Origin of the sequence: Burkholderia sp. Bp8991, from assembly GCF_003853795.1 — a bacterium.
Classification (GTDB): Bacteria; Pseudomonadota; Gammaproteobacteria; order Burkholderiales; family Burkholderiaceae; genus Burkholderia.
The window spans coordinates 169,693-185,018 of sequence record NZ_QTQJ01000005.1; the positions used below are offsets into that span (position 1 = coordinate 169,693).

Sequence of the window (15,326 nt, forward strand, 5' to 3'; positions counted from 1 at the left end):
GCGAGGCCTTGCGGCGTCACGGGTTTCGAGATTTTGCCGAAGGCCAAAGAGTCGCCAGAAAGCGGGAAAAAAAGCGGCATGCCACGCATGCCGTTTCGGGGATCGGACCGTGCGCAGCGATACCTCTGTCCGGCGCTCCGTGCGAACAGCAACGCGTGTTAGTTCGGCAGCGCGTAAGCGATCACGTAATCGCCGAGCTTCGTGCCGAAGGAGCCGTGGCCGCCTGCGGCGATCACGACGTACTGCTTGCCGTTGATCGAGTAGCTCATCGGCGTGGCCTGGCCGCCTGCCGGCAGGCGGGCTTCCCAGAGTTGCTTGCCGTTGTTCACGTCGAACGCGCGGATGTAGTTGTCCGCCGTTGCGCCGATGAACGCCACACCACCGGCCGTGATCATCGGGCCGCCCAGCATCGGCATCCCCATCTTGAACGGCAGCGGGATCGGCGAGCTGTCACGCACCGTGCCGATACGCTTCTTCCAGACGATCTCGTTGGTCTTCAGATCGATACCGGCGATGTAGCCCCATGCCGGTTGCTTGCAGGGCAGGCCAAGCGGCGAGAGGAACGGGTTCAGCGTCACGCCAAACGGCACGCCGTACTGCGGCTGGATACCCGATTCCGTACCGCTCCCCTTGGCACCCGATGCCGGTTCGATCGGGTTGCCCGGACCGCGTGGGATCAGACGCGACACGAACGGCAGCGCAATCGGGTTGGCGATGGCGATCTGACGATCGGTGTCGAGCGCAATGCCGCCCCACTCGAACATGCCCAGGTTGCCCGGGAACACCAGCGTGCCTTGCAGCGACGGCGGCGTGAAGGTGCCTTCATACCGCAGCTTGTGGAACATCACGCGGCAGACCAATTGGTCGTACATCGTCGCGCCCCACATGTCCTTGTCCGTGAGCAGGTTCTTCGGACGGAACGTGAGTTCGGAGAACGGCTGCGTCGGCGAAGTACGGTCGCCAGGCGCGGCGCCTTGCGGCACCGGCAGTTCCGGAGCCGGCACGACGGTTTCGCCGGTGCGGCGGTCGAGCACGAACAGGTTGCCGGTCTTGGCCGGCCCGTACACGACCGGCACGGTCTTGCCGTCCTTGGTCGTGATGTCGGCGAGCGTCGGCTGCGACGGCATGTCCATGTCCCACAGATCATGGTGAGCGGTCTGGTAGAACCAGGCCAGCTTGCCCGTCGACGCGTGCAGCGCGAGCAGGCCGCTTGCGTATCGCTCCATCTCCGGCGTACGGTCGCCGCCCCAAATGTCCGGCGTACGCACGCCCATCGGCAGATAGACGATGTCGAGCTTCGCGTCGTAGGCGGCGGGCGCCCATGAGTTCGGCGAGTTCCAGGTGTAGTGCTCGTCCGGGCCCGGGATATGGTTCGGATCACTCGCGCCCGGATCGAACGCCCACATGAGCTGGCCCGTGCGCACGTCGTAACCACGGATCACGCCCGACGGTTCCCGATTCGAGAAGTTGTCTTCCACCGCGCCCGCTACGACGATCACCTTGCTGGTAACGACCGGCGGCGAAGTGGGCTCGTACATACCCGGCGTGGTGACCGGCATGGCATGCTGGAGATCGAGGTCGCCATTGCTGCCGAAGCCCGCGCAGCGCTCGCCTGTCAGTGCGTCGAGCGCGTACAGGTGGCCGTCGTTGACCGGCAGGTAGATACGGCGCGAGCACGCCCCCGTAGCCGATACGGCTGCGTCGCTTGCCGGTGCGGCGGCCTGCGGCGCCGAAGCAGCAGCGTCGCTAGCCGGAACAGCCGTTGCCGATACATCGGCGCTCGCCGTCAGATCGACATACGACACGCCGCGGCAAGTCACGTGCTGGAACGACGGATCGGTCTTGAGCTTCGGATCGAAGGTCCACTTGAGTGCGCCGCTCTGTGCGTCGAGCGCGAAGAGCTTCTGGTGCGGCGAGCACAGGTAGAGCAGATTGCCGATCTTGATAGGCGTGACTTCGTCGGTGATTTCACCCGGATCGTTCGGGCCTTTCATGTCGTTCGTGCGGAACGTCCAGGCCACCTGCAGGTTCTTCACGTTGTCCCGCGTGATCTGCTGCAGCGGCGCGTAGCGCGTGCCTTCCTGAGTGCGGCCGTACGCGGGCCAGTCCGAGGCGTCGATGCCGTTGGCGTTCGCGGCGGGCGAACCGACAGACGAAGCCATCGTGCCATTGACCGTCTGCGGATCGTTGAAGCAGGCGTACACGAGCACGCCCGCCCAGATCACCAGCGCGCCGACGAGCGACTGCACGCCGAACTTGCGTGGCGCGTCGAGACGCCAGCTCACGAGCAGCAGCAACCACACGCCGAACACGACGAGCACCCCCGAGCGCGGCGCGAGCGCCCAGAAGTCGGGACCCGACTCCCACAGCGACCAGATGGCAGTGCCCCCGAGCACGAGCGCGTAGAGCACGAGCGCAGTGGGACTGCGGCGATACAGCAGCCACGTCACTGCCAGCAGCACGACGCCGGTCACGACGTAATACGCCGAGCCACCGAGCGAGAGCAAGTACGCGCCGCCTATCAGCAGAAAGAGCGATGTAAGCGCGATAAACAGGAGCGTTACGACGCCGATGAACCCCGGCGATGATGATTCGCTTGATCTGGTCATGATGATCTCAACCTTCTTTTGAGGACGGCGCCAGCATCGCTTGTCACGCGATGCCTGTGGCGAGGCTCGCCCGCGCGAACACCGGCGAGTCGTCCAGCCACTGCGCTGTGCCCGCAGTGGCCGGCTGTGCGGAAAACGCTCCGCGAAACGGCCTGTTGCTTTAGAAGACGTGCATCATCCCGACGTACGCGCCGGTTTGCCCTTCGTCCATGTTCGGACGGGTCGGCGAGCTGGAAGCTGGAATCGCGAGCCGTCGCAAACACCGGGAATTTACCGTTCTTGCTGTTGTCCACGTGTGCGACCGTGCCGTACAAGGAGGCGCGCTTGCTCGGATTATAGGTGGTAGCGAGTGCGTCGAGCTCGCCTGCGTATGCCGATGGTCGGCTTCGATGCGCACCGGTCTGTCGTCGAATACGCAGACAAGCGATCGCTCGCCGCGAAATCTTCGGGAAGGCAGTTTAGGGATGGGGAACACGAACGGTCCCTACCCGTTCGGGTAGTCCGGAGCCATGGATTGCCCGGATCCGACGCGTTGAAGCCCGGAAACGAAAAAGCCGGCCCACCGGGCCGGCTTTTCGCGTCCAATCGCGGTCGGTTGCACCGCGTGGAAACTCTCGAACAAAGCGAATCTGGTGGGCCCCCCGGGAGTCGAACCCGGCACCAACGAATTATGAGTTCGCTGCTCTAACCAAGCATGAGCTAGGGGCCCAGACGGGAAGCAACCTGTGCTACACGCCACCCCGGCAACGAAGCCGGGCCGGCATTGTAACAACAAAGCCGCTAAAGAGGACAAACGCCACCGGCATCACGCGGATACCGGCGGCGTTCGCAAGTGAGACGCTGGAAATCAGTTCCCTTCGAGGAACGACTTCAGCTTGTCGGAACGGCTCGGGTGACGCAGCTTGCGCAGCGCCTTGGCCTCGATCTGACGGATCCGCTCGCGGGTAACGTCGAACTGCTTGCCGACTTCCTCGAGCGTGTGATCGGTGCTCATCTCGATACCGAAGCGCATCCGCAGAACCTTCGCCTCACGCGGCGTCAGCGAATCGAGCACGTCCTTCACGACGTCGCGCATGCTTGCATGCAGCGCGGCATCCGCCGGCGCGACCGTGTTGTTGTCCTCGATGAAGTCGCCGAGATGGGAATCGTCGTCGTCACCGATCGGCGTTTCCATCGAGATCGGCTCCTTCGCGATCTTCATGATCTTGCGGATCTTGTCTTCCGGCATCTCCATCTTCTCGGCGAGCGTTGCCGGATCCGGCTCGAGACCGGTTTCCTGCAGGATCTGCCGCGAGATGCGGTTCATCTTGTTGATCGTTTCGATCATGTGAACCGGAATACGGATCGTGCGCGCCTGGTCCGCGATCGAACGCGTAATGGCCTGGCGGATCCACCACGTCGCATAGGTCGAGAACTTGTAGCCGCGACGGTATTCGAACTTGTCCACCGCCTTCATCAGGCCGATGTTGCCTTCCTGGATCAGGTCGAGGAACTGCAGGCCGCGGTTCGTGTACTTCTTCGCGATCGAGATCACGAGACGCAGGTTCGCCTCGGTCATTTCACGCTTCGCCTGACGCGCCTTCAGTTCGCCGGCCGCCATCTGGCGGTTGGTTTCCTTCAGGTCCTTCAGCGGCAGCACGACGCGCGCCTGCAGGTCGATCAGACGCTGCTGCTGCTCGCGGATCGCCGGAACGTTACGCGACAGGACCGCGCTGTACGCATGGCCTTCGGCCGCGATCTTCTCGGCCCAGTCGAGATCCGTCTCGCTGCCGGGGAAGCGCGCGATGAATTCCGAACGCGGCATGCCGCACTTGTCGACGACGATGTGCAGGATCTGACGCTCGACCTGACGCACTTCGTCCACTTGCGCACGCAGCGTGTCGCACAGACGCTCGACGGTACGCGCGGTGAAGCGGATCGTCATCAGTTCGGTCTGGATCGTTTCCTGCGCCTTCAGGTAGGACTTCGACTTGTAGCCTTCCTTCTCGAACGCGCGGCGCATCTTGTCGAACCACTCGCTGATCTGCGAGAACTTGTCGAGCGAGGCACGCTTGAGGGCTTCGAGCTGGGCGGCATTGGCCGACGCCTGAGCGGCACCGTCGTCTTCCTCCTCTTCCTCTTCTTCCTCTTCCTCTTCGGCTTCCTCGTCCTCGTTCTCGATCGCTTCCGCTTCCTTCGCGGAGAAACCGTCCGTATCGGCGGAGTCCGAAGCATTCGGATCCAGCAGGCCGTCGACGAGCTCGTCGACGCGGATCTCTTCGTTCGCGACGCGCTCGGCCATCGCGAGGATGTCGGCGATCGTCGTCGGGCACGCGGAAATCGCCATCACCATGTGGCGCAGGCCGTCCTCGATCCGCTTCGCGATCTCGATTTCGCCTTCGCGCGTGAGCAGCTCGACCGTGCCCATCTCGCGCATGTACATCCGGACCGGATCGGTCGTGCGGCCGAATTCCGAATCGACGGTCGACAGCGCGACTTCCGCTTCTTCCTCGACTTCATCGTCCGACGACGCGGCCGGCGCGTTGTCGTTCAGGAGCAGCGTTTCCGCGTCCGGAGCCTGCTCGTAAACCGCCACGCCCATGTCGTTGAACGTGCCGATGATGCCTTCGAGGGCTTCGGTCTCGGTGAAGTTGTCCGGCAGATGGTCGTTGATTTCGGCATACGTGAGGAAGCCGCGCTCCTTGCCGAGCTTGATCAGCGCGCGCAGTTTCACGCGGCGCTCTTCGAGCTCCTCGGCCGTGCCGGGCGTGCTCGTCGCGAACGCTTCCTTCAGCAGCGCCTTTTCCTTGGCGCGACGATCGCGCACCTTGGATTTGCCCGGGGCAGCCGCGGCTGCGGGCTGCTCGTCGCTCTGATTTGCGTCGTCATCGACGGATACTTCGTTCAGCTTTTTGGTCATGGAGTTCGCCGTACCGGCTATATCGACTCGCGGCTGCTGGACGACAGCCGGTTGAACCGTAGGTGCATGAGTAGTACGTACTGCCGTTTCGTCCGCGGCGGCAGTCGTGTCCCTTGCGCTTTTCGCACTTGCCCGCTTCGCCGCCGGCTGGGCCGGCCCGGAGTCGGGTCTGGCGGCAGCCCGTGTTCTGGCTGCCGGCGCCGGCGCAGCCTGAGCAGTGCCGGCCGCGGTTTTCTTTCCTGCAGGGGCTGACGTGGCTGAAGACGTTGTCCTGGTGGAAGAAGCAGACTTGGCCGCTGTGACCTTGGTGGTCGGCTCCGTCGAGCCCTTGCCTGTTGCTTTCTTTCCGCCTGTCGTCTTTGCCATCGCGAATCTCGCCTCTGCTTAGAAAACAAACCGCTGGAAACCTTATATTATAGCACGCTGGGGCGCCCTCTCTCAGCGCCCCGGCCGCCTACAGCCCGAGCCGACGTTTCATGTCGGTTCGCTGCTGGTTCAATTCCGTCAATTCGGCCAGTTCCTCGGGTGTGAAGGTCGATTGCCGCGCCAGCCGATCGAGCCGGTCGCAGCAGGCGTCATAGCGCATCTTGAGCACCGCGGCCTGCAGTTCCTCCCCCGCGATCCGTTCCTGTTCACGCTGCCGCTCGGGCACCGTCTCGTCTTCCGGATTCTGTAACAGCAAATCGCGGACGTTTTCATCATAGTCCAGAATTTCGCGGAAGATTTCCTCGTAAGTCGCGCCGTTCGAGGAGGTCCGCAGGACATCGGACAGCAGCCGGAACTCCGCGCCGTCACCCAGCGCACGCGCATGCTCGACGACTTCGGCGAACAGCTCGCCGATCCGCGGCAGCGCGCGCAGGGTCGCAAGCTGTTCGTCGTCGAGCTGCGACGCGATCCGCGGATGCATCACGAGCGTGCGCAACGCGCGCTTTTCGCTGTCCGTCACGCGCCGCCGCTCGCTGCGCGCGGGCGCCTGGCGCGGCGGCGCCGCGATGCGCGCATCGACGTCCGACAATCCCGCGACTTCCTCGAACGGGATATCGAGACGGTCGGCGAACATGTGCATGATCTGCGCGCGCAACGCGTTCGCCGGCAGCGCCTGCAACAGCGGCTTCGCGTCGAACAGCGCCTTCGCGCGACCTTCCGGCTGATCGAGCGCCTTGCCCGCGATTGCTTCGTTCAACAGAAATTGCGACAGCGGCATCGCGCGCTCGACCTGCTCGGAGAACGCGTCCGCACCGAATTCGCGTACATAGCTGTCCGGATCGTGCTCGGCCGGCAGGAAAAGGAATCGGATCGTCCGGTTGTCCGCCGCATGCGGCAGGCACGCTTCGAGCGCGCGGCGCGCCGCGCGCCGGCCGGCCGAGTCGCCGTCGAAGCTGAAAATGACCGTGTCGGTCTGGCGCAGCAACTTCTGTACGTGGATCGGCGTGCATGCCGTGCCGAGCGTCGCGACCGCGTTCGGGAAGCCGAGCTGGGCGAGCGCGACGACGTCCATGTAGCCTTCGACGACCAGCACGTACTTGCGCTCGCGGATCGCGAGGCGCGCCTCGAACAGCCCGTACAGTTCGCTGCCCTTGTTGAACAGCGGCGTTTCCGGCGAATTCAGGTACTTCGGCTCGCCGCTGCCGAGCACGCGTCCGCCGAACCCGATCACCTGCCCCTTCACGTTGCGGATCGGGAACATGATCCGCTCGCGGAACCGGTCGTAGCGTCGCGCCACACCCTGCGCGTCGGTTTTCTCGCTGACGATCACGAGCCCCGATTCGACGAGCGAGTCGTCGCGATAGTCCGGGAACGCCGTTTCGAGGTTCTGCCAGCCGTCCGGCGCATAGCCGAGCCCGAAGCGCGCGGCGATCTCGCCGGTCAGGCCCCGGTTCTTCAGGTACTGGATCGCGACGGTCGCGCCACGCAGTTGCTTGCGGTAGTAGTCGCACGCGGCGGACATCACGTCGGACAGCGCGGTCGCGACCGATTTCGACACGGGCGCCGGATAGTCGCCGCCGCCTCCACCGCCGCCGCCGCGCATCGACGGCTCGTGCGGCACGGTCAGCCCGACCGACTGCGCGAGCTCCTGCACGGCTTCCGGGAACGTGAGCCCCGCATGCTCCATCAGGAAGCCGATCGCCGTGCCGTGCGCGCCGCAGCCGAAGCAGTGATAGAACTGCTTGGTCGGGCTGACGGTAAACGACGGGCTCTTCTCGTTATGGAACGGGCACAACCCCATGAAGTTGGCGCCGCCCTTCTTGAGCTGCACGTACCGGCCCACCACGTCGACGATATCGACGCGGTTCAGCAAATCCTGCAGGAACGAATGCGGAATCACCGTGGGATCGAGCGAAAAAAAGACAATACGACGCCCCGGCGCACGCGCATGCGACGCGCCGGGAAGCGGGTTTTACTTCGACAGCGCGGCCTTGACCTGCGCGGAAACGGCCGTCATGTCGGCGCGGCCGGCGAGCTTGCCCTTCAGCACGCCCATCACCTTGCCCATGTCCTGCGGGCCGGCTGCGCCGGTTGCCGCGACCGCGGCCTGGACTTCGGCGGCCACTTCGGCGTCCGACAGCTGCGCGGGCATGTAGGCGCCCAGCACCGTCAGTTCGGCCTGCTCCTTCGCGACGAGATCGTCGCGGCCGGCGGCCTCGAACTGGCTGATCGAGTCCTTGCGCTGCTTGATCATCTTGTCGATCACCGCGGTGATGCCCGCGTCGTCGAGGGTCACCCGATCATCGACCTCGCGCTGCTTGATCGCGGCCATCAGCAGGCGAATCGTCGCCAGACGCTCGCTTTCCTTCGCGCGCATCGCGGCCTTCATGTCTTCGCTGATCTGCTCTTTCAAACTCATCTTGCACCCGGGATGGAAACGTGACTTCGACGCCCGCGAACGGGCGTCAACACAAAAACCCGCTTGGGACTAAGTCTCAAGCGGGTTGCTCGAATCCGGCATCGGCGACTCGCGGCCCCGGAACGAGGCCGATCGTGCGGAGGTCGCCGGTGCGCCGCTCAGCGAACCGCGCGGCGCTCAATCGTTCAGTACAGCTTCTTCGGCAGCGTCTGGCTGCGAATCCGCTTGTAATGACGCTTCACCGCAGCAGCCTTCTTGCGCTTGCGCTCGGCGGTCGGCTTTTCGTAGAACTCCCGCGCACGAAGCTCGGTCAGCAGACCGTTCTTCTCGATCGTGCGCTTGAAGCGACGCATGGCGACTTCGAACGGCTCGTTTTCTTTAACGCGAATGATCGTCATGATCCGACACGAATAAAGGTTTGCAGGGAAGACTTACGAGTATAGCAGAGCGTCGTGCAAAGACATAAGGGCCGGGTCCCGTCAACGGCAGGGCGCGCAGCCGTGTCAGGCGCCGCGCGAGAACTCCGCCGCAGCCTGCCCGGCCGCCGTGCCGGACGCCCATGCCCACTGGAAGTTGTAACCGCCGAGCCAGCCCGTCACGTCCACCGCCTCGCCGATGAAGAACAGCCCCGGCACCCGCGCGCTCATCATCGTCGCCGACGACAGTTCGCGCGTATCGACGCCCCCTTTCGTCACCTCGGCCTTCTTGTAGCCCTCGGTGCCGTTCGGTGTCAGCGTCCAGCCGGACAGCGCGTCGCCGATCTGGCGCAGCGTCTTGTCGGGCAGGTCCGCGAGCCGCGCGTCGGCCGCGACGCGGTGCGTGTCGAGCCAGACGTGGGCGAGGCGCGACGGCACCCAGTCCGCGAGCAGCGAGCCGATCTGCCGCTTCGACGTGTGCTTCGCGTCGAGCAGGTCGGCCACCGCGTCGCGCTGCGGCAGCAGGTCGATACGGATCGGGTCGCCCGACTGCCAGTAGCTGGAGATCTGGAGGATGCCCGGGCCCGACAGGCCGCGATGGGTCAGCAGCAGGTCCTCGACGAATTCGCCGCCGCGCTTCTTGTCGCCGGTCGACACGCGCACTTCGAGCGACACGCCGGACAGCGCCGCGAACGGCTCCCAGTCCTGCGACGCAAAGGTGAGCGGCACGAGCGCGGGCCGCGTATCGACGAGCTTGTGGCCGAACTGCTTCGCGAGCCGGTAGCCGAAGTCGGTGGCACCGATCTTCGGGATCGACAGGCCGCCGGTGGCGACGATCAGCGCGCGTGCGCGGATCGGCCCCGCCTGCTGCGTGTCGAGCGTGAAGCCGTCGGACGGCGCGTGGCGCACCGCGTCGACCACCACCGGCCGGCGCCAGGCGATGCCGCCCGCGTCGCATTCATGCTTCAGCACGTCGATGACCGCGTCGCTGCCGTGATCGCAAAAGAGCTGCCCCTTGTGCTTTTCGTGCCAGGTCACGTGGTGGCGCTTGAGCAGCCCGAGGAAGTCGCGCGGCGTGTAGCGCGCAAGCGCCGAGCGCGCGAAATGCGGATTCGACGACAGGTAGTTGTCGGGACCCGCATGGAGGTTCGTGAAGTTGCAGCGGCCGCCGCCCGAGATGCGGATTTTCTCGGCGAGCCGCGGCGCATGGTCGATCAGCACCACGCGGCGGCCGAGTTGCCCGGCGACCGCGGCGCTCATCATCCCGGCGGCGCCCGCGCCGATCACGGCGATGTCGTAAGTTTCCATGGCGCGGTTTGTTCAGGAACTTTGCATAGGCTAGGAATTATGCATATTTATCAGCCACTTAGAGGTAGGCGACTGATGAATATCTTGAGGAAGGGCGAATGATACATGCGACGGCGGAGAACGCAACGCTTGGATGGTGGCGCAGCCTCGATTCGCAGGTGGCGCTCGCAACCGTGAATCGACGGCCCCCATCCTTGCTGGTCGGCAGGAGAACCTGAATGCGGCTGATCTCATCCACCAGCGACTTCCTCGTCAGCAGCCGGCCCGATCCCGGGTTCCCGATCCTGCTTTGGGACAACATGGACGGTTGCCGTCCAGAGACACTCTCGGATTCGGTTCGGACGATGCGATTGTTCTCTTTCCGTTGACCGCACGGTATTTGATTGTTTTTAGTGGAAGTCAAGGTCGCATTGGAACTGGCTCCGCACAGCCTCGGCAGGTTGAGCGAGTCAATGAGGTCACTTGTGAAGCTGCGAGGCGCTTACGAAAATTCACTTGCCCCTGCAGATCGACCGCCCCAATCGATGAATGAGGTGACATTTGGCCAAACCGACGCTTATGGATTTCGGCTGCCCGATCAAGTCTCGGCGCGGCTCGCTCCTGAGTTGGCTGCTGAGGTCATCCTGGCGATCACGGCCCCACGTCGATGCGGCCATAGAGACCATCCGCTTCGTCGTTCGTGCCGGCCGCGAAGAACAGCGTATTAGTGGGCTGACTGTTGAGCCCATTCCCGAATGCGATGCCCCACAGTCCAGCCTCGACGATTGCGCTGCCGTCAGCGTGCTCAAGGGTCCCGAGCATGGTCCCGGAAGTCGCATCGAACGCGTGGATCATGCCATCGCCAAAGTTGCCGATCAGGACGGCGTTGCTGAAGCGTCCAAAATTCGCGGGAGCCAGTGCCATACCCCACGGTGCATTCAGCGACCCGCCGGTAGCGAAGCGCTGCAGGAATTGTCCCGACGGACTGAACACATCTATCACGCCGAAGCCTGCGCCCTTGACGTCATCATGTGCTGCCGCATCCTGCTTCGCGTAGGCGACGAACAGTTTCGAGCCGAGTGCCTGGATGCCGAATGGCGCGAATCCCGCAGGTAAAGCGGGATCCTGAAACGCGCCGACTGGCGTGACTTTGGCGAAGTTCCGGTCGAACACGTCGATCCGGTTGTTGTGGAAGTCCGTCGCGTACAGGAAATTCGCCCCGTTGTTACTGGCAATCGCGAGCCCCTTGTAGACGGCGGCGCCGCCGCTGTCGAACACCGTGATTGCCGACGTCGGGTTGACCGCGGGCGACCATGCGGTCATGGTCCCGCCCTCGCCAACGAAAATGAACGCTGCAGGCCCCGATTTGGCGCCCTGGGTCACCATGAAGTCATTCGTGCCATTGAACACGATCCCAGTCGGAGCGGGGTCGCCGCTCGTGCCGGGCGGGATCGTCACGACGAGCGATTGCGGCACGCCGTTGCCATCGTAAAGCGTCGCGTGCTGCGTGCCGTTATCCGCGACCCAGACGAAGCCCTTGGGATTGAAGGCAATGCCCCATGGATTCTTCAGTTTGGCATCCACATGCGCAGCCGGAACGGCGCCGTCGGAGACCAGCGCACTGACCGCGTACTGTCTCTCGTGAGACGAACCGCCGCCACACGCCACGACGCTCGCCAGCACGACAGCCGACAACGCAGCACCGAACGCCGCATGGATCTGTTTCATGATGGAACTCCGAACGTGGAAGAGCAGCTAGTAAACGAATCGGCAACCTCGTTTATTCCGCCCGTCTCGCCCGCGCATCATGAATTTTCGAAGCATGGTCACCGAAGCGGGCGAACTCGCTCCGATCGATGTCGATCCATAGTTCTCGACGCAAGCCGAACGCCGATGCACGTAAGTCTCCTCATATCGACACGTGTCGTTGACGGCCATTGTTCGAGCAAGCCCGCGTTGCAATTCACGGTGCCACGACAAGCACTGTGTGCATGCCGGATTCATAGTGCCCCGGCTTGTTGCAGATCAGCACGTAGTGGCCGGGTGCGAGCTTGAATGACACACGCTTGCTCCTGCCGGGCGCGATATCTTCGACTTCCCCGATTTTCGCCAGCCTGTGCTCCATTACCTCTCCTTTTCTGACAGGGAGCGCATCGTCAGACAGATCCGTCTTGAGCACGACGAGCTCATGTTCCATGTTGTTGTCAGCGGCATTTTTGACATCAAGCGTGACCCGACCAGACTTCACGGTGTGCGTCTTGAGCTGAATCGAGTTGGATAGCAATGTCGCGTCGACTGTATGCTGCGCCCAGCTTGCCTGCGGCGTCACACCAAGGACGGCCGCGCCCGCGACGACGATGACTCTGCAAATGGCATACATGGCTCCCTCCATAGACATTGAAGCGTCGCGTCTGCCGCGAGTTGAGCGACTGCGTGCGCCATTCATCGAGCACGCAAGACCCCCGCCTGTGTGACGGCATGAACGTTCTCGGTGGCGCGCGATACCTAAACGTACGCATCGGGGCACTTATTCCCGGAGCCGCGCAGGGGCGGCGCCGTCCATTCTCGCCGCGTTCATCACGGTACTGGCCACCGTCTTCCTGCAATGGTCGTTCCGTGCAACGCAGGTGCGTAGCCGCCAACTCGCACATGTTGGCTGGCTCCATGCAGCCTTTGCCGCGATGCTGTTCGCCATCTGACGAAATCGGCGGCGGCATCGACGCGTGAAGATCGATGCCGTCGCGCAAGTGTCCGACAACTCGCTTCAGCTCGATTTCACCGGAAACGCGCTGCATCGGCCGTCAACCTGGCCGTCGTGTGCCGGCTTGTGCGCTCGCGCGACTCATACGTCTTCCCCGGTACAGGGAGGCGATCTGGAACATGGCCTACTCCGAGCCTCCACGAGAACGCGGCCGAGAGTCTTGACGTCTATCGCCACAGAGCCATCCGTCGTCGACCGGCGCGGATTGGAACCGCGTTGAAGCGGCAGCATCCTGTTCGACATGTGAACCGACCCGACGAAGGTTACAGAAGCGTTGAACCTGCCCGGCCTGCGGCCCGGGCCGCGCAAAGCGGCGATCGACCCTCGCCTGCTATAATTTGCGGTTACGTCTACCTTCCTGCGGCGCGCTCGATGCAGCGCGCCCCGCCCTGACCCATGCTCGTTCTCGGCATCGAAAGCTCCTGCGACGAAACCGGCCTCGCGCTCTACGACACGCAGCGCGGCCTGCTCGCGCACGCGCTCCATTCGCAGATCGCGATGCACCGCGAATACGGCGGCGTCGTGCCCGAGCTCGCGTCGCGCGACCACATCCGCCGCGCGCTGCCGCTGCTCGAGGAAGTCATGGCGCAAAGCGGCACGCGCCGCGACGACATCGACGCGATCGCATTCACGCAAGGCCCCGGCCTCGCCGGCGCGCTGCTGGTCGGCGCGAGCATCGCGAACGCGCTCGCGCTCGCATGGAACAAGCCGACCGTCGGCATCCATCACCTCGAAGGCCACCTGCTGTCGCCGCTGCTCGTCGACGAGCCGCCGCCGTTCCCGTTCATCGCGCTGCTGGTGTCGGGCGGCCACACGCAACTGATGCGCGTGACCGACGTCGGCGTGTACGAGACGCTCGGCGAGACGCTCGACGACGCGGCCGGCGAAGCGTTCGACAAGACGGCGAAGCTGATCGGCCTCGGCTATCCGGGCGGCCCGGAAGTGTCGAAGCTCGCGGAAACGGGTACGCCGGGCGCGGTCGTGCTGCCGCGCCCGATGCTGCATTCGGGCGATCTCGACTTCAGCTTCAGCGGCCTGAAGACGGCCGTGCTCACGCAGATGAAGAAGTTCGAAGCGGCGAAGCTGGAGGGCGTTGCGCTCGAGCGCGCGAAGGCCGATCTCGCGCGCGGCTTCGTCGACGCAGCCGTCGACGTGCTCGTCGCGAAATCGCTCGCCGCGCTCAAGAAGACGAAGCTCAAGCGCCTTGTGGTCGCGGGCGGCGTCGGTGCGAACCGCCAGTTGCGCTCGGCGCTGTCGGCCGCTGCGGCCAAGCGCGGCTTCGACGTGCACTACCCCGATCTCGCGCTCTGCACCGACAACGGCGCAATGATCGCGCTCGCCGGCGCACTGCGGCTCGGCCGCTGGCCCGAGCAGGCGAATGCGGACTACGCGTTCACGGTGAAGCCACGCTGGGATCTCGCGTCGCTCGCACGCTGAGTCGCGCGGCGCTGCGCAACGTCGCTCGCACACCCGCACGCGCCGGACGGAAAACAAGAAGGCCGCTCGATTCGAGCGGCTTCTTCATTGCAGCGGCAAGTCGACGCAGCGCCGCAGCGCCGCAGTGCCCCGACGTTACGCAGCGTGTCGCTTGTCGCGCTCGATCAGCGCATACGCGCTGTGATTGTGGATCGATTCGAAGTTCTCGGCTTCGAGCACGTAGGCAATCACGCGCTCGTCCGCGTCGAGACGCTGCGCGACGTCGCGCACCAGATCCTCGACGAACTTCGGGTTTTCGTATGCGCGCTCCGTCACGAACTTCTCGTCCGGACGCTTCAGCAAGCCCCACAGCTCGCACGACGCCTCTTCTTCCGCGATGCGGATCAGCGCCTCGACCGGCAGGTCGGCTGCGAGTTCGGCATCGATCGTCACGTGCGAGCGCTGGTTGTGCGCGCCGTACTGCGAAATCTTCTTCGAACACGGGCACAGGCTCGTCACCGGCACGAGCACCTTCAGGAACAGGCGCGTTTCGCCGTTGCGGCATTCGCCCGCGAGCGTCACTTCGTAGTCGAGCAGGCTCTGCACGCCCGACACCGGCGCCGTCTTGTTCACGAAGTACGGGAACGTGACCTCGATGCGGCCGGCCTCGGCTTCCAGCTTCTCCAGCATCGACGCGAGCATCGCGCGGAAGCGCTCGACCGTCAGCGGCGCACGGTTCTCTTCGAGCAGCGCGACGAAGCGCGACATGTGCGTGCCCTTCTGATCGGCAGGCAGGCGCACGTCGAGATTCCAGACGCCGACGCTCGGCTGCACGTCGCCGCTCTCGGTGCACACCGTCAACGGATGCCGGACCGCCTTCACGCCCACGCGCTGAATCGGAATCTGGCGGGTATCCACCGTGCTCTGCACGTCGGGCATCACGAAGGCGGGATTCATCTGGTTCATCTTGTTCAATCCTTGTAAGCCGCGCGTTCGACGACGCGCACGCCGCGTCACGCGGCAGCCGGAAAAGCAACATGGGCCCGCAGGCCCATGTTTTCCGCATCAATGTAGACCGGTTGCGCCAGTCGCA

Annotated in this window: 10 protein-coding genes and 1 tRNA gene; 1 reads left to right on the forward strand and 10 read right to left on the reverse strand. The window is 64.3% G+C overall.

What is annotated here, in order from left to right:
• Positions 1 to 158: 158 nt before the first annotated feature.
• From DIE02_RS08010 to DIE02_RS08050, 9 genes are all read right to left on the reverse strand, one after another.
• Entirely contained in the window at positions 159 to 2,609 is a 2,451-nt protein-coding gene (locus tag DIE02_RS08010; RefSeq protein ID WP_124486421.1) for a glucose/quinate/shikimate family membrane-bound PQQ-dependent dehydrogenase, read from the reverse strand.
• Positions 2,610 to 3,239: 630 nt separating this feature from the next.
• Positions 3,240 to 3,318, reverse strand: a tRNA-Ile gene (locus DIE02_RS08015).
• Between the two features lie 138 nt (positions 3,319 to 3,456).
• Positions 3,457 to 5,874, reverse strand: a complete 2,418-nt coding sequence (gene rpoD, locus DIE02_RS08020; protein ID WP_124486422.1) for an RNA polymerase sigma factor RpoD — start codon at positions 5,872 to 5,874, stop codon at positions 3,457 to 3,459.
• An 88-nt stretch (positions 5,875 to 5,962) separates the two neighbouring features.
• On the reverse strand, positions 5,963 to 7,834 hold the full coding sequence (gene dnaG / locus DIE02_RS08025) for a DNA primase (protein ID WP_124486423.1): 1,872 nt from the start codon (positions 7,832 to 7,834) through the stop codon (positions 5,963 to 5,965).
• A 72-nt stretch (positions 7,835 to 7,906) separates the two neighbouring features.
• Positions 7,907 to 8,353 carry a GatB/YqeY domain-containing protein gene (locus DIE02_RS08030; protein WP_059524656.1) on the reverse strand — a complete coding sequence of 149 codons (447 nt, stop codon included), beginning with the start codon at positions 8,351 to 8,353 and terminating at the stop codon, positions 7,907 to 7,909.
• Between the two features lie 185 nt (positions 8,354 to 8,538).
• Positions 8,539 to 8,751 carry a 30S ribosomal protein S21 gene (rpsU, locus tag DIE02_RS08035; protein WP_006479415.1) on the reverse strand — a complete coding sequence of 71 codons (213 nt, stop codon included), beginning with the start codon at positions 8,749 to 8,751 and terminating at the stop codon, positions 8,539 to 8,541.
• A gap of 105 nt (positions 8,752 to 8,856) precedes the next feature.
• A complete protein-coding gene (locus DIE02_RS08040; RefSeq protein WP_124486424.1) occupies positions 8,857 to 10,077 on the reverse strand; it encodes an NAD(P)/FAD-dependent oxidoreductase in 1,221 nt (406 codons plus the stop codon).
• Between the two features lie 630 nt (positions 10,078 to 10,707).
• Positions 10,708 to 11,784: a TIGR03118 family protein gene (locus DIE02_RS08045; RefSeq protein WP_124486425.1), complete on the reverse strand. Its 1,077-nt coding sequence runs from the start codon at positions 11,782 to 11,784 to the stop codon at positions 10,708 to 10,710.
• Positions 11,785 to 12,019: 235 nt separating this feature from the next.
• Positions 12,020 to 12,436: a sulfocyanin-like copper-binding protein gene (locus DIE02_RS08050; protein ID WP_124486426.1), complete on the reverse strand. Its 417-nt coding sequence runs from the start codon at positions 12,434 to 12,436 to the stop codon at positions 12,020 to 12,022.
• A gap of 777 nt (positions 12,437 to 13,213) precedes the next feature.
• Between DIE02_RS08050 and tsaD the strand changes: the two genes are divergently transcribed.
• Complete coding sequence (gene tsaD / locus DIE02_RS08055) at positions 13,214 to 14,254, forward strand: tRNA (adenosine(37)-N6)-threonylcarbamoyltransferase complex transferase subunit TsaD (RefSeq protein ID WP_124486427.1); 1,041 nt, start codon at positions 13,214 to 13,216, stop codon at positions 14,252 to 14,254.
• 135 nt (positions 14,255 to 14,389) lie between these two features.
• Here the strand turns inward: tsaD and folE2 are convergent, their stop codons facing one another.
• Positions 14,390 to 15,199 (reverse strand): GTP cyclohydrolase FolE2, encoded by an 810-nt coding sequence (folE2, locus tag DIE02_RS08060; RefSeq protein WP_124486428.1) that lies wholly within the window; start codon positions 15,197 to 15,199, stop codon positions 14,390 to 14,392.
• Positions 15,200 to 15,326 lie beyond the last annotated feature (127 nt).